The organism is Streptomyces ferrugineus (genome assembly GCF_015160855.1).
GTDB lineage: Bacteria > Actinomycetota > Actinomycetes > Streptomycetales > Streptomycetaceae > Streptomyces > Streptomyces ferrugineus.
The window spans coordinates 2674090-2698533 of record NZ_CP063373.1 but is presented as its reverse complement, the minus strand read 5'-3'; the positions used below and the strand labels follow the sequence as shown (position 1 = coordinate 2698533).

Here is a 24444-nt window from a genome sequence, read left to right as displayed (position 1 = left end):
CCGTCCATGCTGCGGCTCGCCGCCGCCTCGCTCGCCGGGACGGCCATCGAGTTCTACGACTTCTTCGTCTACGGGACTGCGGCCGCGCTGGTTCTGGGACCCCTGTTCTTCCCGACGTTCTCGCCGGTGGCGGGGACCCTGGCCGCCTTCGCGACGTTCGGAGTGGGTTTTGTGGCGCGGCCCCTGGGGTCGGTGCTGTTCGGGCACATCGGGGACCGGCACGGACGCCGGCCGGTCCTCGTCGCCTCGCTGTTGCTGACCGGTGCCTCCACGGTCGCGGTCGGCTGCGTACCGACGTACGGGGCGATCGGTGTGGCCGCTCCCCTGCTGCTGCTCGTGCTGCGTTTCCTTCAGGGGCTCGGGCTCGGCGGCGAGTGGGGCGGGGCCGTGCTGCTGACGGTGGAGCACGCGCCCGCCGGGCGGCGCGGTCTGTGGTCGAGCTTTCCGCAGGTCGGGCCCGCGCTGGGCTTCCTGCTCGCCAACGGTGTGGTGCTGGGGCTGTCCGACACGCAGTTCGCCGCATGGGGATGGCGGGTGCCGTTCTGGGCGGCGGGTGTGCTCGCGATGGTGGGGCTGTGGCTGCGGTCGTCGCTCGCCGAGAGTCCGCGGTTCCTCGAACTCGACGACCACGCGCGCGTGCCGCTCGCCGAGGTGGTACGCGACCACTGGCGGCTGGTGCTGCTGACCGCCGGGGCGCTGTCGATCGGATACGCGATCTTCTACACGGTGACGACCTGGTCCCTCGCCTACGCCACGGAACGACTCGGGGTGAACCGCGGCATCATGCTGACCTGCATCATGTGCGCGGTGGTCGTCAAGGGCTCGCTCACACCGCTGGTGGCGATCCTCGGTGACCGGTACGGGCGGCGGCCCCTGTGCCTGATCGGGTGCTTCGCCTCCGCCCTGTGGATGTTCCCGATGATCACGCTCCTCGCCACGGCGGAGCCGCTGCTGATGTTCCTCGGATTCCTCGGGGCGATGATCGCGTTCATCACGATGTTCGCCGTGATCGCCGCGTATCTGCCGGAGTTGTACGAGCCCCGGGTCCGCTGCACGGGCGCCGCGGTGGGCTACAACCTCGGCGGTGTCCTCGGGGGCGCGCTCACCCCGATCGTGGCGACGGCGCTGGCCGAGCAGGGCGGCCGGGTGCCCTGGGGCGTGGGGGCGTATCTGACGGGGGTCGCGCTGTTCAGTCTGGGGTGCTTCGCGCTGCTGCCCGAAACTCGTCCGGTGGCTGCCGTGGCGGCGGAGCCCGCCACCGGGTGACGGGCTCCGCGGGGCCGCGTCCATGGCCCGGCGTCGGCTAAGGATTGATCGCGAGCTCCAGATACGCCGCGAACAGCACCAGATGTACGCCTCCTTGGAGCGGTGTCGCCCGCCCCGGCACCACCGTCAGCGAGCTCACCACCACCGTCAGCGCGAGCAGCACCATATGGGTGGGGCCGAGGCCGAGGACGAGCGGGCCCGACAGCCAGACGGAGGCCAGGGCAACCGCGGGGATGGTCAGGCCGATGCTGGCCATCGCGGAGCCGAGCGCGAGGTTCAGGCTGGTCTGCACACGGTCCCGGCGGGCGGCGCGCAGCGCGGCGATCGTCTCGGGCAGGAGCACCATCAGGGCGATGACCACACCGACGACGGCGTGGTGCAGGCCGGCGGCCGCCACACCCGACTCGATGGTGGGGGACACCCCCTTGGCCAGGCCGACCACCCCGATCAGGGCCAGACCCAGCAGGCCGAGGCTGATCAGCGCGGTTCGCTTGGAGGGGGCCTCGGCGTGGTCGTCCGAGGTGATCACCTCGCCGAGCCGGGTGATGGGAAGGAAGTAGTCACGGTGGCGTACGGTCTGGGTCGTCACGAACAGGCCGTACAGGATCAGCGAGGACAGCGCGGCGAACGTCAGCTGCACGCTGGAGAACTCCGGGCCGGGCTTGCTGGTGGTGAACGTCGGCAGCACGAGGCTGAGCGTGGCCAGGGTGGCCACCGTCGCGAGGGCGGCGCCGGTGCCCTCGGGGTTGAAGACCGCCGTGCGGTGCCGCAGCGAGGCGACCAGCAGACACAGGCCGACGATGCCGTTGCAGGTGATCATCACGGCGGCGAAGACCGTGTCCCGGGCGAGGGTGGAGCTCTTGTCTCCGCCGTCGACCATCAGGGTCACGATCAGGGCGACCTCGATGATCGTGACGGCGACGGCGAGGACGAGGGATCCGAAGGGTTCGCCGACCCGGTGCGCGACCACTTCGGCGTGGTGTACGGCGGCCAGGACGGCCCCGGCGAGGACCAGCGTCACCAGCGCGACGACCGTGCCGGGCAGGTCCCGTCCCCAGGTGAGGATCAGCAGGACGACCGCGAGGACCGGCACAGAAGACGTCCACCGGGTCGTGAGAGGCCTGAGCCGAGCGATCACGGGGCGATCGCCGCAGAGGGGTTGGGTGTTCGCACTCCCGTCGTTGTGGTGGTCAGGCGGCCCCGCCCCCTCGGGATGCGGGGCCCCTGTGTTCCGTATGTCGCTACGCGAAATCGGTCATCTCCAGTACGTCGCAGTCCGTGAAGGACGGCGGCCTGGTGCACAGCGCGGCCATCTGCTCCGCGAACTTGGTCGTCTCGGGGTCGTCGCTGTTGCGCATGGCTTCCTCGTAGGAGTCGAACTCGATCACCACGAGGTAGCGGTTGGCCTGTCCCCTGTCATTGAGGACGAGACGGCGCGTGGGGCCGCCGCCGCGGCCCGCCAGACGCTCTTGGGTCTCGTGGGCCAGCTCCCGCATCTCGTCGATTCGCTCTGTCTCGAAGTCGATGATCTGCACGAACTTCATGGGTGCGTCCACAGGTGCCTCCACCCCCGGCCGTGGTGTCCCCGGCCGGGGACACCCAGCACCCAACGAAGCACCGGGAGCGGTGCTCGGCAATTCGCCGGGCACCACCCCCGATGCTGGTTCTTCCTACGTCCGACGTGGTCAGAAGTCGATGCTGTCCTTCGGAGCGCTTTCGCTCCGCTCCTGCGCCGCCTGCTTCTTGGAGGCCCTGAGGCTGGTGATCGTGGTGACGATCAGGACCGAGCAGATCACGCCGAGCGAGAAGGGGATGCTGATCTCGGGGACGTGGACCCCGGACTCGTGCAGCGCGTGCAGCACCAGCTTGACGCCGATGAAGCCGAGGATGATCGACAGGCCGTAGCTGAGGTGGACCAGCTTCTTCAGCAGACCGCCGATGAGGAAGTACAGCTGCCTGAGGCCCATCAGCGCGAAGGCGTTGGCCGTGAACACGATGTACGGGTCCTGCGTCAGGCCGAAGATCGCCGGGATGGAGTCCAGGGCGAACAGCACGTCCGTGGAGCCGATCGCCAGCATCACGACCAGCATCGGGGTCATGACCCGCTTGCCGTTCTCCTGGATCCACAGCTTGGTGCCGTGGTACCGGTCGGCGACACCGAACTTGCGCTCGGCGGCCTTGAGCAGCTTGTTCTCCTCGTACTCCTCGTCGTCCTCGTCGGCCCGGGCCTCCTGGATGAGCTTCCAGGCGGTCCAGATCAGGAAGGCGCCGAAGAGGTAGAACACCCACGAGAAGCTGGCGATGATGGCGGCACCCGCGGCGATGAAGATCGCCCGCAGTACCAGGGCTATGAGGACACCGACCAGCAGCACCCGCTGCTGGTACTGGGACGGCACCGCGAACTTCGCCATGATCAGGACGAAGACGAACAGGTTGTCGACACTCAGTGACTTCTCGGTGATGAAGCCGGCGAAGAACTCGCCGGCGGGCTGTCCGCCGCCGAAGATCATCAGGCCGAGCCCGAAGAGGCCGGCGAGGGCGATCCAGACGACCGTCCAGATTCCGGCTTCCTTGATCGAAACGTCGTGCGGCTTGCGGCCGATGAAGAAATCGACCGCGATCAGGGCGGCTAGGCCCACGATGGTCAGGACCCACAGGGTCGTGGAAACTTCCACTGCGCCTCCGGCAGTACGTAACGGCAGATGTCAGCGTCGTCGCGCGCCGGAGGTCTCTTCCACCCATGATGGGCCGACGCCCCGGGATCTGGCCGGATCCGTATTGACGGGTACGTCGCAGCAGACAGGGAGTACTCCCCTCCGTGAGAAGAAGAGTACCCCAATCACCAAGGAAAGGTAAAGAACTTGGCAAAAGAAGTGCCAAGTATGCAGGTCAGAGGCTATTTACCGGTAATGGGTCCGGGCCGCCGCGACCTGTGACAGCACCTGCTGGAGAACCTGGCTGCCGGGCGGCACCAGCGAGGGCTCGTAGGTCCAGGCATGCCCCACCCACGGGTCGGCGAGGTGATCGTCCGGCACCGGCGTCAGACGCAGCAGCGCGCGCCACAGCGGGTCGAGCAGCGGGCCGTAGCCAGAGGACTCCTCGCGGTCCGCGACCATCATCAGGTGGACGCCGACGGCGGGCCCCTCGTCCGCCAGATAGCGCAGCTGGTTCACCGCCCGGTCGTCGAAGCCGTGCGGGAAGTCGTTGACGATCAGCAGTTGCTGGGAGGTGTCGAAGCCGGGCGGCAGGGAGTCGGGCGCACCACCGCGCAGCGCCATCTGCACCAGATCGACGCGCTGCGTGAGCCGGGCGAGGACATCCGCGACTCCGGCCGCGCCCACGGCGGGCGGGGCCGCGAGCACGCCGGTCTGCACCAGCGGGACGAGAGCCTGTCCACCCGAACCGGCCGGATCGATGACGTGCACGGTGAACTCGCCGGCCGGATAGACGGCGAGCAGCCGGGCCGCGTGCGCCACGGCCGACTCCATCGCGAGGCGTCGCAGATCGTGCGAGTCGGTGAACGAGCCGTCGAGCGAGGCGCCGCGTCCGCTGTCGATCCACAGGCCGCGCTCCAGCGGCAGCCGGACCAGCATCGGGATGCGCAGCCGGTCGCTCTCGGGGAGGTGGAGATCGCCCAGGCGCAGGGCCATGGGGATCTCCATGGGCACGCGGTAGCCATGCCAGACAGGGTTGTCCCAGCGCGCGTACGCGGGCGGCAGCGCGGGCTCGACGACCTCGGACTCGGCCGTGAGCTGGGCGAGGTCCCTGTCGAGGGTCTCCCTGGCCTGGTTGACGAGCTGTGCGTGCTTGGCCTGGGCCGCCTCGCGCGCGGCGTCGCCCTGTCCGCCGATCCTGCTGCGCGGATCCGACAGGACCTGGTCGAGCTCCTTCTCCATGCGCGAGTCGGCGAAGTCGACCGCACTGCGGTACGCGGCGGTCGTGCGAGCCAGGTCCTCGAACATGCCCCACACCTGGTTGTAGAGCCGCTCGTCCATGGACCAGCCGGTGGCGTCGCCCGCGACGGGACGCGCGGGCTGTCCGGGCTGGGCCGGGGGCGCGGTGGGCGGAGGTGGCGGCGGAGCCGCGTGCTGCCGGCGCGGATGGCTGTAGTTGATCGCGCCGCCGGATGCCGAGGCCGACGGCTGGGCGGGGTCGGTGGCGTCGGCTCCGCCCTGGTACGGCTGCTGCGGCCCGGGCTGGCCCGGCATGCCCGCCTGGCTGCCGTACGGGGAGTTCGGCTGTGTCGGCTGACCGGGACCGTCGGGCGTCCGGGTGCCGTAGGGCGACGTCTGCGGGGGTACGGGGCCGGGGGCGCCCTGCGACGCGGGGCCGCCCTGCTCCGGGCCGCGTGCCGGAGCGGAGGCCTGCCGGGAGCGGTCGCCGTCCGTGCGTGGCGGCGGCGCCGGGATCGAGCGGGCGATGCCCTGGGCCACCGCTTCGTTGATGCCACCGGCGAGTTGGTGGGCCTGGGGCAGTCCCTGGTCGGTGAGGAGTTCGGCGAGGCCACCGGCGTAGCCCTGGCCGATGGCGCGCACCTTCCAGGCGCCCTGGCGGCGGTAGAGCTCCAGGGCGACCACGGCCGACTCGGCCTCCAGGCCGGTGATGGTGTAGCTGGCGACCTCGGTGCCGTCGAGGCCGGTGACGGCGACGAACGGGGTGGGCACGGCGCCGAAGCGGGTCGGGCCTCCCCCGTCCGCGGCCGGCAGGGCGAGCAGCACACTGACGCGGTGGACGGCCTCCGGCATGGCGTCCAGGTCCACCGCGAGACGATGGTCGGCGGCGGCCTGCTTGGAGACCTCGAGGCCGGGCAGGGTGGGGGCGCCGGGATGGACCACCCATTCGACGCCGTGGATCTTCCCCTGCTCGTCGCCGAGCGTGGCTGCGGCCACGATCGGCGTGCCGGCCGAGACCCGGATCTCCAGACGGGCCTGGGAGAGCGGGTGGTTCTGCCCCCGCACCAGCTCGGCCGTCATGCCTTCGTCCCCCTGTGTCGCTGTGTTTGTGTCGTGTGCGCCCGCCGGGCCGCCTGACGTGTCCTACAGGTGCGGCAGGATCGCCGGCATCAGGTCCTGGAAGGTGCGGCCGTTGGCCGGGGTGCCGAGGGCCGTCATCGACCAGCCCGGGCCCGAGCGGTGCACCTTCGCCATGATCTGGGCGGTGTAGGCGCCACCGCCGGCGAGCGTGTAGCGGGCGAGCTCCTGGCCGTTGGTCTCGTCGACCAGGCGGCAGAACGCGTTCTGCACCTCCTGGAAGGTCTGGCCCGTGAAGGAGTTCACGGTGAAGACGATCTGGTCGATGTGGACCGGGATGCGCGCGAGGTCGACGAGGATGGCCTCGTCGTCGCCGCCCTGGCCGACACCGCCGACGAGATTGTCACCGGTGTGGCGCACCGAGCCGTCGTCGCTCACCAGGTGGCGGAAGAAGACGACGTCGACGGGCTGCTTGTCCGCGAACAGGACGGCCGAGGCGTCGAGGTCGACCTCCCGCGTGCGCGAGCCGAACAGGCCGCGCCGGGGAGCCGCCTGCCAGCCGAGACCCATGCGCACCGCGGTCAGGCTGCCGCCGTCGTTCTTCTGCAGACTGATGGCCTGACCCTTGGTCATGTTGACGGTCACGTGCTGATTCCCCTCTCGAGCTGTCCCCTGTTGGCCGCGGAGCCCGCGGATGTCCAAAACCCTACGCAGGGGCACTGACAGTGACGTACCCCGGTCCCCACTTTGTGTCGGTCTTGCAACACAGCGAGTGCCCGTCAGGCCAGGCCGGCCTCCTTCATCTGACGCAGTTCCTTCTTCATCTCGGCCACTTCGTCACGCAGCCGGGCCGCGATCTCGAACTGGAGGTCCGCGGCAGCGGCGCGCATACGCTCCGTCAGCTCCTCGATCTGCTCGGCGAGATCGGCCGCCGGCCGGTCGGTGGGCACCGTCTCCTTCGCCTTGCCCTTGGCGGCCTTGCCCGCCTTGGCGCCCTTGGCCGCCTTGTCGCCGAGGGAGGGCACGGGGGCCTTGGTGCCGCGGCCGTCCTTCTTCGCCCGGTATCCGGTGCCGAGCAGCTGTTCGGTGTCGACGTCCTCGCGGGCGATCTGCGCGACGATGTCGTTGATCTTCTTGCGCAGCGGCTGGGGGTCGATGCCGTTCGCCGTGTTGTACGCGATCTGCTTCTCCCGGCGGCGATTGGTCTCGTCGATGGCCTTCTCCATCGCCGGGGTGATCTTGTCGGCGTACATATGGACCTGACCGGAGACATTGCGCGCCGCACGGCCGATGGTCTGGATGAGGGAGGTGCCGGAGCGCAGGAAGCCCTCCTTGTCGGCGTCGAGGATCGCCACCAGGGACACCTCGGGCAGGTCGAGACCCTCGCGCAGCAGGTTGATGCCGACGAGGACGTCGAACTCGCCGGCACGCAGTTCCCGCAGCAGCTCGACCCGGCGCAGGGTGTCGACGTCGCTGTGCAGGTAGCGGACCTGGATGCCGAGCTCCAGGAAGTAGTCGGTGAGGTCCTCGGCCATCTTCTTGGTGAGGGTGGTGACCAGGACCCGCTCGTCCTTCTCGACGCGTCCCCGGATCTCGTGCACCAGGTCGTCGATCTGGCCCTCGGTGGGCTTGACGACGACCTCCGGGTCGATGAGGCCGGTGGGGCGGATGATCTGCTCGACCTGGCCGTCCGAGCGGGACAGCTCGTAGGTGCCCGGGGTGGCCGACAGGTAGACGGTCTGCCCGATGCGCTCCTGGAACTCCTCCCACTTCAGGGGACGGTTGTCGAGGGCGGAGGGCAGGCGGAAGCCGTGGTCGACGAGGGTGCGCTTGCGGGAGGCGTCGCCCTCGTACATGGCTCCGATCTGCGGCACGGTGACATGGGACTCGTCGATGACGAGCAGGAAGTCGTCCGGGAAGTAGTCCAGCAGGGTGTTCGGCGGGGAGCCGGGCGAGCGGCCGTCGAAGTGCATCGAGTAGTTCTCGACACCGGAGCAGCTGCCGATCTGACGGAGCATCTCCAGGTCGTACGTCGTCCGCATCCGCAGGCGCTGCGCCTCCAGGAGCTTGCCCTGCTTCTCCAGTTCGGCGAGGCGCTCGCCCAGCTCCTTCTCGATGTCGTTGACTGCCCGCTCCATGCGCTCGGGGCCGGCGACGTAGTGGGAGGCCGGGAAGACGTAGAGCTGCTGGTCGTCGCTGATGATCTCGCCGGTGAGCGGGTGGAGCGTGGACAGCGCCTCGATCTCGTCGCCGAACATCTCGATGCGGACGGCGAGCTCCTCGTAGACCGGGAAGATCTCGATGGTGTCGCCGCGCACCCGGAAGGTGCCGCGGGTGAAGGCCAGGTCGTTGCGCGTGTACTGGATGTCCACGAAACGGCGCAGCAGCTGGTCCCGGTCGATCTCGTCGCCGACCTTGAGGGGGACCATGCGGTCCACGTACTCCTGCGGCGTACCGAGGCCGTAGATACAGGAGACCGAGGCGACCACGACGACGTCGCGGCGGGTGAGCAGGGAGTTGGTCGCGGAGTGGCGCAGTCGCTCGACCTCCTCGTTGATCGAGGAGTCCTTCTCGATGTAGGTGTCCGACTGCGGGACGTAGGCCTCGGGCTGGTAGTAGTCGTAGTACGAGACGAAGTACTCGACGGCGTTGTTCGGCAGGAGCTCGCGGAATTCGTTCGCCAGCTGGGCGGCCAGCGTCTTGTTCGGTGCCATCACCAAGGTGGGGCGCTGGAGCTTCTCGATCATCCACGCGGTGGTGGCGGACTTGCCTGTGCCGGTCGCGCCGAGCAGGACGACGTCCTTCTCACCGCCGCCGATGCGCCGGGCGAGCTCGGCGATGGCCTGCGGCTGGTCGCCGCTGGGCTGGTAGGGGCTGACGACCTCGAAAGGCGCCACCGTGCGTTCGATGCTGGAAACGGGCCGCATGGATCCACCGTACGACCCCCCACTGACAACGCGGTCCGGTCAGTGGTTCTGCGGGGTCCGGGAGCTGCGGGTGCCGGTCGTGCGGCGGGGGCGCAGCGGCGGGCGGCGGGACGGGTGCGGGACGGTGGCGTGGGCGGGGACGCCCGGTTTCTGCTCGACGGGGGCCCCGGCGGGCCGTCCCATGACCATCTTCGGGTCGAACAGGACGACGGCGCCCGCGAGAAGCAGGAAGGCGAGCGGGCCGACCAGCATCGGCGCGAGCAGGGCGGCGGGTGAGTCACCCGTGGACGGGGAGCCCGTGCCGTGGAGGTGGACGCTGAGGGCGGCCATGCCGGTGTAGTGCATGCCGCTGACGGCGAGGCCCATGACGAGGCTCGCGCCCAGGCTCCACAGGAGCCCTCGGACCTGTCCGGCGGCCCACAGGGCGGCGGTGGCGGCGCCCATGGCTATGACCACGGAGACGGTCACGGTGAACGTGTTGTACTCCAGCTTGCCGTTGAGCCGCATGCCGGCCATGCCCAGGTAGTGCATTGAGGCGATGCCGAGGCCGGTGATGGTGCCGCCGGTGAACAGGGCCGCTCCGCGGGCGCCTCGGTATCCGACTATGAAGATCCCGACGCCCACCATGACGATGGCGACGGCCAGGCTCGCGAACGTCATCGCCTTGTCGTAGTGGATCGGCGTCTCCTTGACGGTGAATCCCATCATGGCGACGAAGTGCATCGTCCATATGCCGGAGCCGATGGCCGCCGAGCCCAGGGCGAGCCAGCCGGGGCGCCAGGACTGCGAGTCGAGCATCGATCTGGTGGTGCAGCGCAGGCCGAGCGCACCGCCGAGGCAGGCCGCCAGGTAGGCCACCAGCGGTGTGACGATTCCGTAGCTGAATCCGTCGATCGTGCCCTGCATACGCGGCTGCCCTTCCCGCCCTCTTACGTCCCGGAACTCCGTGAAATGCGCCCCCTCCCAGGACCGCACGGAGCGGTCGGGGTTGAGGCAGAGGGTAACCCCCACCGGAATGGTCGAACGATTTTCCGGCAAAGAAACACGGGCTTGCCCCAGTTGTGCCGCGCGGGTGAGCGGGCCCAGGCAACTCCATTCATTCTGTGGCCATTCTGTACTCCTCCACCGTTGACCCTCTGCTGTCACAGTTGAGCTGTCCGTGATCGTCCGACGCGAGGAGTACGCATGCATGCGCGCGCTGTAGCCGCCACGACGACCGCGCTCCTGGGAGCCGCCGCGCTGCTCATCCCGGCGCCCGCCGCCCTGGCCGGCGCCGTGCAGCCCACGGTGATCGCCCACCGGGGGGCCTCCGCCTACGCCCCCGAGAACACGCTGGCCGCCGTCGACAAGGCCGCCGAGCTGGGCATCCACTGGGTCGAGAACGACGTCCAGCGCACCAAGGACGGCGAGCTGGTCGTCCTGCACGACGACAACCTCAAGCGCACGACCGACGTCGAGCAGCTCTTCCCCGATCGCGCGCCGTGGAAGGTGAAGGACTTCACCGCCGCCGAGATCGCCCGGTTGGACGCGGGCAGCTGGTTCGATCCCACGTACGCGGACGCGCGCGTGCCGACGTTGAAGCAGTACATGGACCGCGTGGAGCTCAACCACCAGAAGCTGCTGCTGGAGATCAAGAATCCCGAGCTGTACCCGGGCATCGAGAAGGAGACCCTCAAGCTCCTGGGCAACGAGGGGTGGCTCGACCGGCCCCACCTGGCGAGCCGACTGATCGTGCAGAGCTTCAGCGCGGACAGTGTGCGCACCGTTCACGAGCTGAAGCCGGCTGTGAAGACCGGTTTCCTGGGGACGCCGCCCGTGTCGGAGCTGTCCCGGTACGCGACCTTCGCCGACCAGATCAACCCGTCGTACGGCTCCGTCTCGACGGGCTACGTCGCCTCCGTCCACGCGGTCGAGGGGCCGCACGGCAGGCCGCTGGAGGTCTTCGTCTGGACCGTGAACGACGCGAACACCGCCCGGCTGGTCGCGGGGTACGGGGTCGACGGCATCATCACGAACACCCCCGACGTGGTGCGGGACGCCCTGCCTGCGCAGTGAGGCCCGCCCGGCGTCCGAGTCAGAGGGCGCTGTCAGTGGCGGGTCGTACGGTGGGCGCATGGACAGCCATGGGCAGTACGAGCAGCAGGTCGTGTGGACCGTCGTCGGCAGCGACATCGGTCCGCTGATGCTGGCCGCGACCCGCGACGGCCTGGTCAGCGTCGTGTTCCACGCCACGCGGCAGGTGCGTGAGAAGGCGCTGGAGCGCCTCGCGTCGCGGCTGGGTGCCGAGCCGGTCGAGGCGCCCGACTCTCCGCTGCTGGCCGAGGCGATACGCCAGGTGGAGGAGTACTTCGCGGGTGCCCGGCACGACTTCGAGCTGCCGCTGGACTGGTCGCTGATCTCCGGCTTCAACCGGCAGGTGCTGCGCGAACTGGCGTCCGGTGTCCCGTACGGCTCGGTCGTCGGGTACGGCGATCTGGCCGGGCGGGTCGGGCAGCCGGGTGCGGCCCAGGCGGTGGGCATGGCGATGGGCGCCAATCCGCTACCGGTCGTCGTGCCCTGTCACCGGGTCGTGGAGAGCGATGGCGGCATCGGTGGGTTCGGCGGCGGTCTGGAGACCAAGCGGAAGCTGCTCGCGCTGGAAGGGGTGCTGCCGGAGCCGCTGTTCTGAGGGCTCCCCGGTCTTTCACAGGGATGGGCAGGAGGGGGAAGAGGGGGGAGACTGCGGCTGTGACGACACCTTTCACCCACATGTACGCGGCCAGCCCGGTGTGTTGTGCCCCGCCGGACAGCGGAAGGCGGCGTATGGCCGGGTGCGCGTCATGACCGCCGTCGAGCGGCAGGTCGTCGTGACCATCACGCCGGACCGGCTGCCGGCCCTGCGGCGGCGTATCTCGGCGGTACTGGTCACTACGCAGATCCTGGGCGGGCTGGGCGTGGCCACCGGCATCGCGCTCGCTGCCGTGCTCGCCAAGGAGGTGAGCGGCACCGAGTCGCTGTCCGGGCTCGCGCCCACGGCCACCGTCGCCGGTACGGCGGTGCTGTCGATGCCGCTGGCCGCCTTGATGACCGCGCGGGGCCGCCGTCCCGGGCTCGTCCTGGCGTATCTCATCGGGGCGCTGGGCGCGGGTGTCACGGTGGTCGGGGCCCGCATCGGGAGCTTTCCGCTGCTGCTGTGCGGGATGGCGGCGTTCGGAGCGGCCTCGTCGGCGAATCTCCAGGCCCGGTTCGCGGCCGCGGATCTGGCCGAGCCGGAGCGGCGGGGCCGGGCGATCTCGCTCGTCGTATGGGCGACCACCATCGGCGCGGTCCTCGGCCCGAACATAGCCGCGCCCGCCGGTCGCAGCGTCACGGGCCTCGGCATACCGGCGACGGCGGGGCCGTTCCTGTGGGCGGCCGGGATCTTCCTGATATCCGCGCTCGTGGTGGCCGTACTGCTGCGGCCCGACCCGCTGCTGACGGCGCGGGCGCTCGCGCCGGCCGAGGAGCGGTCGCCCGCGGCCCGTTCGCTGCGCGCCGGGATGGCCGCCGTGGCCGCCTCGCCGCGGGCGCGGCTCGCGATGGTGACGGTTGCCGTGGCCCACACGGCGATGGTCTCGGTGATGTCGATGACCCCGGTCGATCTCGCGCACCATGGCGCGGGCATCGATCTGATCGGGCTGGTCATCAGCGGACACATCGCGGGCATGTACGCGTTCGCACCGCTCATGGGGCGGTTGTCGGACCGGCTGGGCCGGTTCTCCGGGATCGGGCTCTCGGTCGGGCTGCTGGCGTGTGCGGTGTTCCTGGCCGGCACGGCGGGCGGCAGTCACGGGCAGACGGCCGTGGGGCTGTTCGTGCTGGGGCTCGGCTGGTCGGCGGGGCTCGTCTCCGGTTCCGCGCTGCTCACGGACTCCGTGCCGCAGCCCGCGCGGGCCGCCGCGCAAGGGCTCTCGGACCTCGTCATGAACGCCTCCGCGGGCATCGGCGGGGCGGCCGCGGGGCTAATCGTCGCCCAGGCGAGCTACGGCTGGCTGAATCTCGCCGCCGCGTGCCTGCTGCTCCCGCTGGCGGCGCTGGCGCTGCTCACCCGGGGCAGGCGGGCGCAGGACGTTCCGGCGGGCGACTGACGTTACGCCCGGCTCCACCGTGGGAAGCCGGAGCCCGTGTTCTCCGGGAGCCACGCGAGGGCTGGCCGGACCGGGACACCGGTAGCAGACTCCACCGTGCGCACAGCCGCTGGCATCCGACTGGCATCCGGAAGACACGGAGCCGAAGGGACGGCGATCACGCATGAGCGGAAACAGGGCAGTGGCGTATCTCAAGCCGGGCGCGGTCGAGGTCAGGACCATCGACTATCCGACGCTCGAACTCCAGGACGGACCGGGGGTCGCCTCCGAGAACGTCGGCCGCAAGTGTCGGCACGGGGTGATCCTCAGGGTCCTGGCCAGCAACATCTGTGGAAGCGACCAGCACATGGTGCGCGGACGCACGACCGCGCCGGAAGGGCTGGTCCTCGGACACGAGATCACCGGAGAGGTCGTCGAACGGGGGCCGGACGTCGAGACCATCGACGTCGGCGACATCGTCTCCGTACCGTTCAACATCGCCTGCGGGCGGTGCCGCAACTGCAAGGAGCGCAAGACCGGCATCTGCCTGAACGTCAACCCGGCCCGGCCGGGAGCGGCGTACGGCTATGTCGACATGGGCGGCTGGGTCGGCGGGCAGGCCGAGTTCGCCATGATCCCGTACGCGGACTTCAACCTGCTGAAGTTCCCCGACCGGGACCAGGCGCGCGAGAAGCTGCTCGATCTGACCATGCTGTCGGACATCTTCCCGACCGGCTTCCACGGTGTGGTCAGCTCGGGTGCGGGTGTCGGATCCACGGTGTACGTCGCCGGGGCTGGTCCGGTGGGGCTCGCGGCGGCCGCGTCGGCGCACCTGCTGGGGGCCGCGGTGGTCATCGTCGGCGATCTGAACGCCGAGCGCCTCGCCCAGGCGCGGAGCTTCGGCTGCGAGACGGTCGATGTCTCACGCGGCGACGTGGGCGAGCAGATCGCGCAGATCCTCGGTGAGCCCGAGGTGGACGCCGCGGTCGACGCGGTGGGCTTCGAGGCGCGGGGCCACGGCCCGGACGCCCAGGAGGCGCCCGCGACGGTCCTCAACTCGCTGATGGGCCTCACGCGCGCGGGCGGTGCCCTCGGCATCCCCGGGCTGTATGTCACGGACGACCCCGGCGGGATCGACGAGGACGCGAAGTCCGGGACGCTGAAGGTACGGCTCGGCCTCGGCTGGGCCAAGAGCCACCGCTTCACGACCGGACAGTGCCCGGTCATGCAGTACCACCGGGGCCTGATGATGGCGATCCTGCACGAGCGGGTGCACATCGCCAAGGCGGTCAACGCGACCGTGATCGGGATCGAGGACGCACCGCGCGGCTACGCCGAGTTCGACCAGGGCGCCAGCCGCAAGTACGTGCTGAATCCGCACGGGGTCCTGGACGGCCTGCAGCCGGTCTGACGGTCACCGGGCCCGTCCGGCGGGGTGCCACACGCGCGTGGCACCCCGCCGCGGCACGCTAGTCGTAGTGCCGGGCCTCGAAGACGTTGCCGTCGGGGTCACGGAAGTAGAAGCTGCGCTTGGCCTTGCCGCGGGCACCGAAGGAGTCGTGGGAGATGTCCGACACCGGTGCGGCGCGCTCCTCCAGGCGGGCACGCAGGGCGTCGAAGTCGTCGCCGGGCAGCGCCAGGCAGACGTGGTTGACCGGGTGCCCGGAACTCTCGGCGGCGCCGGGCAGCATCTTCATGCGTTCCGCCATGGTGAGCGGCATGAGGTCGAGGATGGTCTCCTCGTTGAGGCGCACGGAGGGGAACGGAGCCGCCCCCGCGGAGAACTCCGAGAGCCTGACCGGCTCCATGCCGACCGCCTTCTCGAAGAAGTCGGCCGACGCCACCGGGTCGTGCACCCAGAGGACGACATGGTCGAGACGTGTGGTGTTGTCCGTCATGCCTCCCAGGCTGGTGTCGTCTGCCACAGGCCGCAAGGGTTTGATCCGGTGCGCCGCCCGCCAAGGATGAGTCAGGACCGACGGACAGGAGGCGGCGCGTGGTGCTGATGGTTTCGGAGGAAGTGCGGGAGGCGGTCGACGCGCGTCGACCCGTGGTGGCCCTGGAGTCCACGATCATCGCGCACGGACTGCCGCGCCCGCGCAATCTCCAGGTGGCACTGGAGCTGGAGGAGGTCGTACGGCGCGAGGGTGCCGTCCCGGCGACGATCGCCGTGCTGGACGGGCGACCCCGTGTCGGCCTGGACAAGGAGCAGCTGGAGCGGATCGCCAACGAGGACGGGATCCGCAAGCTGGGGCACCGGGATCTGCCGCTCGCGATGGCCTCGGGGGCGAGCGGGGCGACGACGGTGTCGGCGACGGCTCTGCTGGCGGCGTTCGCGGGCGTGCGGGTGTTCGCGACGGGTGGGCTCGGCGGAGTGCACCGGGAGTGGACGGTGACCCAGGACGAGTCGGCCGACCTGGGGCTGCTGGCGCGTACACGGATCACGGTGGTGTGCGCCGGAGTGAAGTCGATCCTGGACGTCCCGGCGACCCTTCAGCGGCTGGAGACGCTGGGCGTCGCGGTGGCCGGCTACCGCACGGAGCGCTTCCCCGGCTTCTACCTCTCCGACTCGGGGCATCCGGTGGACTGGACGCTCCGGTCGCCGGCGGAGGTGGCCGAGGTGATGCGGGCTCAGGAGGCGCTCGACGGGCCCGAGTCGGCGTTGATCGTCGCCAATCCGGTACCAGAGGCGGAGCAGTTGGATCCCGAGCTGCACGCGCGTGTGCTCACCGAGGCGCTGCACGCGTGCGAGGAGCAGGGCGTCACCGGGCAGGCGGTCACGCCGTTCCTGCTGGACTACCTCGTACGGCATACGGACGGTGCCTCACTGAGCGCCAACCTGGCGGCGGTGCGCGGCAATGTACGGATTGCGGGGAGCATCGCGGCGGCCTGGGCAGGGGCGTGAGCGGGACGGTGTCCGACGGCCCGGGAAGCGGAGGGGACCTCTTGGGCGTCCGCGACGGCGCGCTGCTGGTCGTCGGGGACGTGGTGACGGACGTCATCGCCCGGCACCAGGGGCCGCTCGCCTCCGGGACGGACACGGCCGCCGCCGTCCGGACGGTGCCGGGTGGCGCGGGTGCCAATGTGGCCTGCTGGGCCGCGCATCGGGGCTGTGCCGAGGTGCGGCTGCTGGGGCGGGTGGGCGAGGACGCCGCCGCGTGGCACGAGCGGGAGCTGACCGCGAGCGGGGTGCTGCCCTGCCTGGTGGTCGATCCGCAGGCGCCGACCGGGACGGTGATCTGCCTGGTCGACACGGGTGCCGCGGCCGAGCGGACGTTCCTCACCGACAGCGGGGCGTCGCTGCTGCTCGATCCGGGCGACTGGTCGGACGCGCTCCTCGACGGCGTCGCATGGCTGCACTTGTCGGGCTACTTGCTGTTCTCCGAGCCGAGCCGCGCACTGGTGCGGGTGGCTCTCACGTCCGCACGCGCGCGTGGAGTGCCGGTGAGTCTGGATCCGGCCTCGGCGGGGTTCCTGGTGGAGCTGGGCATCGACCGTTTCCTGGCGTCGGTGGAGGGCGTGGACGTCCTGCTGCCGAGCCGTGACGAGGCGTGCCTGCTGACGGGGTTGCCGGATGCGGAGGACGCGGCGGCCAAGTTGAGCCGCCATGTCCCGCTGGTGGTCGCCAAGCAGGGTTCGGACGGCGCGCTGGTGGCCCGGTCGGGCGCGGTCAGCGCACACGTTCCCGCCGTGCCGGCGACTCCGAGGGACACGACCGGGGCGGGTGACGCCTTCACGGGCGCCTTCCTCGCGGCTCTGCTCACCGGCGCCGGGCCGGAGGAGGCGGCTCGGGAGGGGTGCCGGGCGGGGGCGTCGGCGGTGGAGCTGGTGGGGGGAAGGCCTCCGACGCCGGGGTGACGGTCGCGGGCGGGGCGGCGGGGCAGCGGGGTGCCGTTGTATCGCGTGCGGGCAGGCCGCGAAGGCCGACCGCCTGTCGTGGGACGTGGAACGTGGGACGTGGGAGGCAACCCCGTCTCTCGTCCGAGCGGCAAGTAACTCCCGTCTCTCACCCAAACCTTGCGCCCCGCTGACTACGCCTTGCGCCCCCACGCCGAGATCAGTGGGGCCGTGGCCAGGTCCATCGTGCCGGAGGCGACGTTTGCGAGGTGGCGGTCGACGTCCTGGTCCGTGGCGATGCCCTGCGCGACGAGCTGGTCGCGGAGCTGGCGGATCGTGGCCGCCTCCAGGGCGGCGCAGGCGGGCGAGGTGACCGGGAAGTACGCGTCGGCCTTCACCTGGCGCAGACCGGCCTCGCGGAGCAGTCGCGGGAGCCTGCGGCCGTAGGAGAGGTCGGCGCCGCGGTCGGCGAGGAGCTTGCGGAAGCCGTGGCGCAGCCGGTTGGCCAACTGCTGCTCGGGGCCGTGTTCGTCGGGGCAGATCAAGGGCTGGAGAGCGGGGTCGGCGTCCTCGATCAGGAGCCGTCCGCCGGGGCGCAGGGACTCGATCATCGAGCGCAACGCCCGTTCCCGGTCCGGCACATGGACGAGGACGAGCCGGGCGTGCACCAGGTCGAACCCCTCCCCCGGCGGTTCGTCGGCGCTCACGTCGTGGACGCGGACCTCCACCGGCGGCCGGGCGGCGGAGGTGAGCTGCGAGGTGTCGATGTCGGTCGCGACCACCTGTCCGGTCGGGCCGACCTTCTTGGCCATCCAGGACACGACGGACGGGCCGCCGGCGCCGACCTCCCAGCAGCGCCAGCCGGATCCGATGCCGAATCCCTCGATGTGTCGGAAGGTCGTGGGGTCGAAGAGGGTGGCGAACGCTTCGAAACGCTCGCCCGCCTCGGTCTGCCGGTTGTCGAGGAGATACCCGTCGTTTCGCGTCATGGCGCGATCATTCCAGTTGCCCCGCCCGTCTTGAGCGGGCGACGCGGCGCCTACGACGAGATGGCGGACGTCCGGCGCGGAGATTGCATCCGGCCCGGCAGGGGATGCGTCCTACCTGGGTGAGTCGGTTGTCCACAGGCGGGAACAAAGCGGAATCCCCTGTGCCCACAGGCTTACCCGTCACTCACCCCGGACTGGCAAACTGGCTGGCCAAGGCGCAGAGATGCGGCGCGAGGGATCCACGCAAGGAGATCCAGATGTCCATGGCAGGGAATCTGCGAAAGGTCACCGGCCTCGGCAAGGTCGGCGGCCTGCGCAAGGTGGCACGGCTGGCTCGACGGCGCCCCCGCGTCGACCTCAGCCACCCCGCCAGGTCCCCGCTGGGCTCCTCGGTGGTGAACTGCGTGACCTACCGGGAGGGGGAGCGGGTCCCGGAGACCGGTGATCTGGTCGATGTCGTGCAGAGAGTGCGCAAGCGCGGTGGCGGCGGCTTCGTCTGGCTCGGCCTCCATGAGCCGACGGACCATGAGTTCGCGGGCATCGCCGAGCTGTTCGACCTTCATCCGCTCGCGGTGGAGGACGCGGTCGAGGCGCATCAGCGACCGAAGCTGGAGCGGTACGACGAGACGTTGTTCGCCGTGTTCAAGACCGTCTGCTACGTCGAGCACGAGAAGCTCACGGCGACGAGCGAAGTGGTGAACACCGGCGAGATCATGGTGTTCGTCGGCCAGGACTTCGTGATCACGGTGCGCCATGGGAGGCACGGCTCACTGGGCCCGTTGCGCGAGGGGCTGGAGGCGGACCCCGAGCAGCTCGCCAAGGGACCGGCGGCGGTGCTGCACGCCATCGCGGACCATGTGGTCGACGACTATCTGAGCGTCACCGACTCGGTGCAGGAGGACATCGACGAGGTCGAGACGGACGTCTTCGCGGAGAACGGGGCGCGGGTCGACCCCGGGCGGATCTACCAGCTCAAGCGGGAGCTGCTGGAGCTGAAGCGGGCCGTGGTTCCGCTGAGCCGTCCGCTGGAGGAGCTGGCCACTCGTCCCATCCGGGTGGTCGAGCCTGAGATACAGGCCTACTTCCGCGATGTCTCCGACCATCTGCTGCGGTCCAAGGAACAGATATCCGCCTTCGACGAGTTGCTCAACTCGATTCTCCAGGCGCATCTGGCGCAGGTCACCGTCGCGCAGAACGAGGACATGCGGAAGATCACGGCGTGGGCCGCGATCATCGCCATACCGACGATGGTGTGCGGGGTCTACGGCATGAACTTCGAGTACATGCCGGAACTGCGTTGGACGTTCGGTTATCCGCTGGTCATAGGCGTGATATCCGTCGCGTGTGTGGTGCTGCACCGCGGCTTCCGGCGCAACGGGTGGCTCTGACGCCCCCGGCCGACACCGACATCGACACCGACGCCGACGCGTCCCCGTCCGGCACGGCGGCCGGACGAGGACGGTGTTGAATGCCGCGCAGGTTCAGCGTGTCTTCGGTGCCCCGCTGGTGGCGTAGACGCTCTCGGCCCAGTGGCCCACCTCGGTCTCCGAGAGGCTCCGGGCCAGATCGGCCTCGCTGATCATGCCGACGAGGCGCTTGTTCTCGATGACGGGAAGCCGGCGGATCTGGTGCTCCTTCATCTCCCGGAGCACTTCGCTGATGTCGGCACTCGCATCGATCCAGCGCGGGGTGCCCTGAGCCATCTCGCCGGCGGTGACCTGGCTCGGGTCGTGGCCCATGGCCACGCAGCCGACGACGATGTCACGGTCGGTGAGGATGCCGCAGAGCCGTTCGTTCTGGTCGCTGATGGGCAGGGCTCCGACTCCCAGCTCGCGCATCAGCTGGGCGGCGCGGTCCAGGGTCTCGTGAGCCGGGATCCACTGGGCGCCTCGGTGCATGATGTCTCCGGCAGTGGTCATGGACTACCTCCCGATGCCGGACGGCCGGCGCGGCGCAGGACGCACCGCTAGTCCCGGCGCCCTTCATTCTCGCCGTGACACCCGGCCCCTGCACCCGGAGCCGTGCGGTGACGGCCACGGGCGGCGCGCGGCGGTCAGGCCGAGAAGCGCACGACCTTCCGCGGGACGACACGGATGATCACCCGGGTCTCGTCGTCCTTCTCGGCGGGCGGGTCGATGCCGAGGTACTTGTGCGAGAGCTCGAACGGGAGCCGCTTGGCCTCGTCCGGGACGAGCTCGGCGGTGCCGCGGATCTCAACGGAGGAGTAGGGGTTGGCGAGGTCGAAGACGGAGACGCTGATGCGGGGGTCGCGGCGGAGGTTGCGGACCTTCTGGCGGTTGTCGACGGAGGAGAAGAGCACGGTGTCGCCCTCGCGCTTGATCCAGACCACCGAGTTCTGGGGGGCGCCGTCGGGGCCGAGGGTGGCCACGCTGGCGAAGTTTCTGCCGTCCAGCAGGGAGCGGACGGAGTCGTCGAAGGAGATCGGATCACTCGTGGAGGTCGTCATGGGCACCAGCATATTTAAATGCACATGCATGTAGAACTGGTTTGACGGATCACTTCTCAGCCGCTCCACGCCGGGTGCCGCGGATCGTCGGCGCGCACCAGGACGTCGACGGTGCCGGCCGGGCCGGTCTCCTGGTCGTAGCGCTCGAAGGCGGGGAGGGTCCAGTGCTCGGCATCGGGGGTGCGGCGGCGCAGGGCGCCGGGTGACAGCAGGACGTGGACGGTCAGATCGAAGGGGAACCAGTGACGCAGCAGGAGAGGGCCGTGCAGCAACAGGAAGCCGCCCGGCGGGAGTTGGGTGTAAGGGCTGCGGGTGGCGCGGTCGGTGACCGGGTCCCAGAGGTCGGGCAGGACGCGGCCGTCGCCGCCGGGTTCGAGAGGGCCGAAGACCTCGCGCCACAGGGCGCCGGTGTCGAACCAGCCGTCGTAGTAGGCGTCGACGTCCCGGTGACCGTACTCCAGGCGGACGGAGGCGGGGCGCATGAAACCCTCCATGCCCACGGCGAGCGACGGTCGACCGCGTATGCGCAGCGCCTCCCCGACCCGTTCGGCGAGGTCTCCCGGCCGGGCAGCCGGGGCACCGTCGAAGGCGATACGCGGCCAAGGACTGCCGTCGGCCGGCTTCAGGTCGAGCAACCGCTCGGCCAGCAGATCGCCGAGCCGGTCCCAGGTGATCGCCTCCAGTCGCATACGGCCATGATGCGACAGGCGGCGGGTGGGGCGGGCGGCGGGCAGGTCGAGGCGGGACGCGGTCGGCCCCCGGGAGCCGGTCGGACGGTTCCCGGACTCGGTCGCCGAGTTCTCCAGTCCCGCCCCGAGGGGAATGAACCCCGTATGGCGCACCTCGCAACTCCCCCGCCCCGTACCGGCCTTCTCGTCATCCAGCCCCTCAAGCGGCGGCACTGTGCGGAGTGTCATGCGGGGCCGTTGCAGATGCTCGTGCTGGAGGACGGTGCGCCTCGGTGTCTCGACTGTGCCGATCTCGGGCATCTGGTGTTTCTGCCGCGCGGCGACACGGCGTTGACGCGTCGGTCGCGGGAGGAGAGTGCGCTGTCGGCGGTGGTCGTGCGGTTCAACCGGCGCAGGAGCCGTTACGAACGGCAGGGCGTCCTCGTCGAGGAGGCGGGGCTCGCCCGGGCCGAGCAGCGGTGCCTGGCGGACGCGGAGGCCCGGCGGCGGCGCCGGATGCGGGACGCGCAGCGCCGGGCGCGGGAGGACGTGCGGTTCGCGGAGGCGTTCGCGGCGGAGATACGTCGGCTGTTCCCAGGGTGTCCGGCGGACCGGGCGCGGAATATCGCCGGGCACGCGTCGGTGCGGGGCAGCGGACGGGTGGGGCGCAGTGCCGCGGGGCGGGCGTTGTCCGAGATGGCGGTGACGTCGGCGGTCGCGGCGGCCGTGCGGCACCTGGACACGCCGTACGACCAGTTGCTGATGAGCGGGGTGCCGCGGCACGAGGCGCGGCGGCGGATCGCGGCGGTGGTGGAGACGACGTTGCGGGCATGGCGGGCGGAGGTGCCCGAGGCCGGCTGACGGAGCACACCTTGCTCGGAACGAACCGTCCTCGGAGCGCCCCGTCCCTCGGAGCGCCCCAGCCCTCGGAGCACCCCGGCCTCGGAGCACTCCACGTTCCGGACGCAACGCAGGGGCCGGCCCGTCGTCGTCCCCTGGACGCTCACATATGCCCTCGCGCCGCTCAGCCATGGTCACAGTTCTTGTACGGGATTTCACTTGAGGTGACGGACGGGCCGGGAGGATCCCGGCGGGATGCGGGAGTTGACGTTGACATGATCGATGGGCCGTACTTCGTACTGATCGTGATCGGTGTGGTCGGGACCGGCCTCGTGGCCGGGGTGTTCTGCGCGTTCTCGACGTTCGTGATGCGCGGGCTCGCCTCGCTGCCGCCCGCGCAGGGCGTCGCCGCGATGAAGGCGATCAATGTGACCGCGCTGATGCCGGCGTTCATGCTGGTGTTCATCGGGTCGGCGGTGCTGTGCGCGGTGATCGCCGTGGTGACGTTCGTGCTGTGGCCGGACGAGGGGACGGTGGCGCTGCTGCTGGGCAGTGCGCTGTATCTGTTCGGCTCGTTCGGGGTGACCATGGTGGCGAACGTGCCCCGCAACGAAGCGCTGCTCAAGCTGGAGCCGGGCACCCAGGAGGCGGCCGCCTACTGGCCGACGTATGTGCGCGAGTGGACGGCGTGGAACCACGTCCGGACGGTCGCCTCGGCCGCCGCGACGGTGTCGTACGTACTGGCCGTCAGCTGAGGGGCGAGACTGATGAGAAAGCGCTGTCCCCGCACTCTGCGCACGTGGCCGGTGAGTCGTATGGTGGCGGGAAGAGTGCCGCCCGATGACGCACGGCTCCGACACGTCACGCGTGCATGCGCACACAAGGAAGACGGCCATGGCCGATCCCAAGGGTTTTATGACCACCCCCCGCCAGGAGTGGCCGCGCCGGCCCGTCGAGGAGCGGGTCGGGGACTGGGACGAGGTGTACGTCCCGGGGGCGTTGCTGCCCATCATCAGCAAGCAGGCCGACCGCTGCATGGACTGCGGCATCCCGTTCTGCCACGAGGCCTGTCCACTGGGCAATCTGATCCCCGAGTGGAACGACCTGGTGTCCAGGGAGGACTGGCGGGCGGCGGCGGACCGGCTGCACGCGACGAACAACTTCCCGGAGTTCACGGGACGGCTGTGCCCGGCGCCGTGCGAGGCGGGGTGTGTGCTGGCGATCAACCAGCCGGCCGTCACCATCAAGAACGTCGAGTGCGCCATCGCCGACCGAGCGTGGGAGGAGGGGTTCGCCCCGCCGCGGCCGCCGGACCGGCTGTCGGGGCGGACGGTCGCGGTGATCGGCTCGGGGCCCACGGGGCTCGCGGCGGCTCAGCAGCTGACGCGGGCGGGGCACACGGTCGCCGTGTACGAGAAGGACGACCGGATCGGCGGGCTGATGCGGTACGGCATCCCCGAGTTCAAGATGGAGAAGCACCATCTGGAGCGGCGGATCGAGCAGATGCGGGCCGAGGGGACGAAGTTCCGCACGTCGACGGCGGTCGGGCGGGACGTCGGGGCGGCGGAGCTGCGGTCGCGCTACGACGCCGTGGTCGTCGCCACCGGGGCCACCGCCTGGCGTGAACTTCCGGTTCCGGGGCGGGAGTTGAGCGGCATCGAGCAGGCGATGGCCTATCTGCCGCTGGCCAACCGGGTGTGCGAGGGGGACCTGGAGACGTCCCCCATGTCGGCCGCCGGGAAGCACGTCGTCATCGTCGGCGGCGGGGACACGGGGGCCGACTGCCTGGGCACCGCCGTACGGGAGGGCGCCGCGTCCGTGACCCAGCTGGACATCTACGCCCAGCCGGGCGCCGAGCGGGACGAGGACGCCGAGCCCTGGCCGACGTACCCGAAGATCTACCGGCTGTCGGCCGCGCACGAGGAGGCGCGCGATCTGGAGACGGCGCCGGCGGCGGACGCGGACGCCAGGCTGTTCGCCGCGTCCACCCTCCGCTTCACGGGCGACGCCGACGGGCACGTACGGTCGCTGCACCTGGTGGAGGTGGACGCGCAGCGCCGCCCGCTGCCGGACACCGGGCGGACGCTGCCGGCCGACCTCGTCCTGCTCGCCCTCGGCTTCTCCGGGCCCGACCAGACCGACGGGATGATCGAGCAGCTGGGCCTGGAGCTGGCGCCGCGCGGCACGATCACTCGGGACGCGGGGTTCGCGACGAACGTGCCGGGGGTGTTCGCCGCGGGGGACGCCGCCCGGGGGCAGTCGCTCATCGTGTGGGCGATCGCGGAGGGGCGGGCGGTGGCGGCGGCCGTCGACCGTTATCTGACGGGCAGTTCGAGGCTGCCGGCGCCCATATCCCCGTACGACCGGCCGATGACGGTATAGGTACGGCTGATCG

Annotated in this window: 23 protein-coding genes; 11 read left to right on the top strand and 12 right to left on the bottom strand. The window is 70.5% G+C overall.

The window, feature by feature from the left end; genetic code table 11:
- The first annotated feature begins 6 nt into the window (after positions 1-6).
- Positions 7-1266, top strand: a complete 1260-nt coding sequence (locus IM697_RS12285; RefSeq protein WP_194049687.1) for an MFS transporter — start codon at positions 7-9, stop codon at positions 1264-1266.
- Positions 1267-1303: 37 nt separating this feature from the next.
- On the opposite strand, the gene IM697_RS12280 is transcribed toward IM697_RS12285, so the two are convergent.
- From IM697_RS12280 to IM697_RS12250, 7 genes are all read right to left on the bottom strand, one after another.
- Positions 1304-2404, bottom strand: coding sequence for a calcium:cation antiporter (locus IM697_RS12280; RefSeq protein ID WP_194047492.1), 1101 nt, complete (start codon positions 2402-2404; stop codon positions 1304-1306).
- Between the two features lie 103 nt (positions 2405-2507).
- A complete protein-coding gene (locus IM697_RS12275) occupies positions 2508-2810 on the bottom strand; it encodes a hypothetical protein (RefSeq protein WP_194049686.1) in 303 nt (100 codons plus the stop codon).
- A gap of 141 nt (positions 2811-2951) precedes the next feature.
- Entirely contained in the window at positions 2952-3941 is a 990-nt protein-coding gene (locus IM697_RS12270) for a TerC family protein (protein WP_194047490.1), read from the bottom strand.
- A gap of 225 nt (positions 3942-4166) precedes the next feature.
- Complete coding sequence (locus tag IM697_RS12265) at positions 4167-6239, bottom strand: TerD family protein (RefSeq protein ID WP_194047488.1); 2073 nt, start codon at positions 6237-6239, stop codon at positions 4167-4169.
- Between the two features lie 63 nt (positions 6240-6302).
- On the bottom strand, positions 6303-6881 hold the full coding sequence (locus IM697_RS12260; protein WP_194047486.1) for a TerD family protein: 579 nt from the start codon (positions 6879-6881) through the stop codon (positions 6303-6305).
- Positions 6882-7015: 134 nt separating this feature from the next.
- Complete coding sequence (gene uvrB / locus IM697_RS12255) at positions 7016-9163, bottom strand: excinuclease ABC subunit UvrB (protein ID WP_194047484.1); 2148 nt, start codon at positions 9161-9163, stop codon at positions 7016-7018.
- Between the two features lie 39 nt (positions 9164-9202).
- Positions 9203-10069, bottom strand: coding sequence for an MHYT domain-containing protein (locus tag IM697_RS12250; protein ID WP_194047482.1), 867 nt, complete (start codon positions 10067-10069; stop codon positions 9203-9205).
- 279 nt (positions 10070-10348) lie between these two features.
- Here IM697_RS12250 and IM697_RS12245 point away from each other — a divergent pair, with 279 nt between their 5' ends.
- The 4 genes from IM697_RS12245 (at position 10349) to fdhA (ending at position 14659) form a co-directional block, all read left to right on the top strand.
- Positions 10349-11218: a glycerophosphodiester phosphodiesterase gene (locus IM697_RS12245; protein ID WP_194047480.1), complete on the top strand. Its 870-nt coding sequence runs from the start codon at positions 10349-10351 to the stop codon at positions 11216-11218.
- A gap of 58 nt (positions 11219-11276) precedes the next feature.
- Complete coding sequence (locus tag IM697_RS12240; protein ID WP_194047478.1) at positions 11277-11831, top strand: methylated-DNA--[protein]-cysteine S-methyltransferase; 555 nt, start codon at positions 11277-11279, stop codon at positions 11829-11831.
- Positions 11832-11982: 151 nt separating this feature from the next.
- A complete protein-coding gene (locus IM697_RS12235; protein WP_194047476.1) occupies positions 11983-13269 on the top strand; it encodes an MFS transporter in 1287 nt (428 codons plus the stop codon).
- A 163-nt stretch (positions 13270-13432) separates the two neighbouring features.
- Positions 13433-14659, top strand: coding sequence for a formaldehyde dehydrogenase, glutathione-independent (gene fdhA, locus IM697_RS12230; protein ID WP_194047474.1), 1227 nt, complete (start codon positions 13433-13435; stop codon positions 14657-14659).
- Positions 14660-14717: 58 nt separating this feature from the next.
- On the opposite strand, the gene IM697_RS12225 is transcribed toward fdhA, so the two are convergent.
- A complete protein-coding gene (locus tag IM697_RS12225) occupies positions 14718-15146 on the bottom strand; it encodes a VOC family protein (protein ID WP_194047472.1) in 429 nt (142 codons plus the stop codon).
- A 98-nt stretch (positions 15147-15244) separates the two neighbouring features.
- Here IM697_RS12225 and IM697_RS12220 point away from each other — a divergent pair, with 98 nt between their 5' ends.
- Positions 15245-16153 carry a pseudouridine-5'-phosphate glycosidase gene (locus IM697_RS12220; protein WP_194047470.1) on the top strand — a complete coding sequence of 303 codons (909 nt, stop codon included), beginning with the start codon at positions 15245-15247 and terminating at the stop codon, positions 16151-16153.
- Between the two features lie 41 nt (positions 16154-16194).
- The gene (locus tag IM697_RS12215; protein ID WP_228044636.1) at positions 16195-17106 is read left to right on the top strand and encodes a carbohydrate kinase family protein; all 912 of its coding nucleotides are present in this window, start codon (positions 16195-16197) and stop codon (positions 17104-17106) included.
- 173 nt (positions 17107-17279) lie between these two features.
- Here IM697_RS12215 and IM697_RS12210 read toward each other — a convergent pair whose 3' ends face one another.
- Positions 17280-18074 (bottom strand): methyltransferase domain-containing protein, encoded by a 795-nt coding sequence (locus IM697_RS12210; RefSeq protein ID WP_194047466.1) that lies wholly within the window; start codon positions 18072-18074, stop codon positions 17280-17282.
- Between the two features lie 257 nt (positions 18075-18331).
- On the opposite strand from IM697_RS12210, the gene IM697_RS12205 reads away from it, so the two are divergent.
- Positions 18332-19462, top strand: coding sequence for a magnesium and cobalt transport protein CorA (locus IM697_RS12205; RefSeq protein ID WP_194047464.1), 1131 nt, complete (start codon positions 18332-18334; stop codon positions 19460-19462).
- A gap of 93 nt (positions 19463-19555) precedes the next feature.
- Here the strand turns inward: IM697_RS12205 and IM697_RS12200 are convergent, their stop codons facing one another.
- The 3 genes from IM697_RS12200 to IM697_RS12190 all read right to left on the bottom strand — a co-directional run bounded on the left by IM697_RS12200 (position 19556) and on the right by IM697_RS12190 (position 21230).
- A complete protein-coding gene (locus IM697_RS12200; protein ID WP_194047462.1) occupies positions 19556-19993 on the bottom strand; it encodes a CBS domain-containing protein in 438 nt (145 codons plus the stop codon).
- 134 nt (positions 19994-20127) lie between these two features.
- Positions 20128-20541 carry a PPOX class F420-dependent oxidoreductase gene (locus IM697_RS12195; protein ID WP_194047460.1) on the bottom strand — a complete coding sequence of 138 codons (414 nt, stop codon included), beginning with the start codon at positions 20539-20541 and terminating at the stop codon, positions 20128-20130.
- 56 nt (positions 20542-20597) lie between these two features.
- A complete protein-coding gene (locus tag IM697_RS12190) occupies positions 20598-21230 on the bottom strand; it encodes a nucleoside/nucleotide kinase family protein (protein WP_194049685.1) in 633 nt (210 codons plus the stop codon).
- 144 nt (positions 21231-21374) lie between these two features.
- On the opposite strand from IM697_RS12190, the gene IM697_RS12185 reads away from it, so the two are divergent.
- The 3 genes from IM697_RS12185 to IM697_RS12175 all read left to right on the top strand — a co-directional run bounded on the left by IM697_RS12185 (position 21375) and on the right by IM697_RS12175 (position 24431).
- Positions 21375-22070, top strand: a complete 696-nt coding sequence (locus tag IM697_RS12185) for a DUF2293 domain-containing protein (RefSeq protein WP_194047458.1) — start codon at positions 21375-21377, stop codon at positions 22068-22070.
- 254 nt (positions 22071-22324) lie between these two features.
- Positions 22325-22804 carry an anthrone oxygenase family protein gene (locus IM697_RS12180; RefSeq protein ID WP_194047456.1) on the top strand — a complete coding sequence of 160 codons (480 nt, stop codon included), beginning with the start codon at positions 22325-22327 and terminating at the stop codon, positions 22802-22804.
- A gap of 139 nt (positions 22805-22943) precedes the next feature.
- Entirely contained in the window at positions 22944-24431 is a 1488-nt protein-coding gene (locus IM697_RS12175; protein ID WP_194047454.1) for a glutamate synthase subunit beta, read from the top strand.
- The last annotated feature ends 13 nt before the right edge of the window (positions 24432-24444 follow it).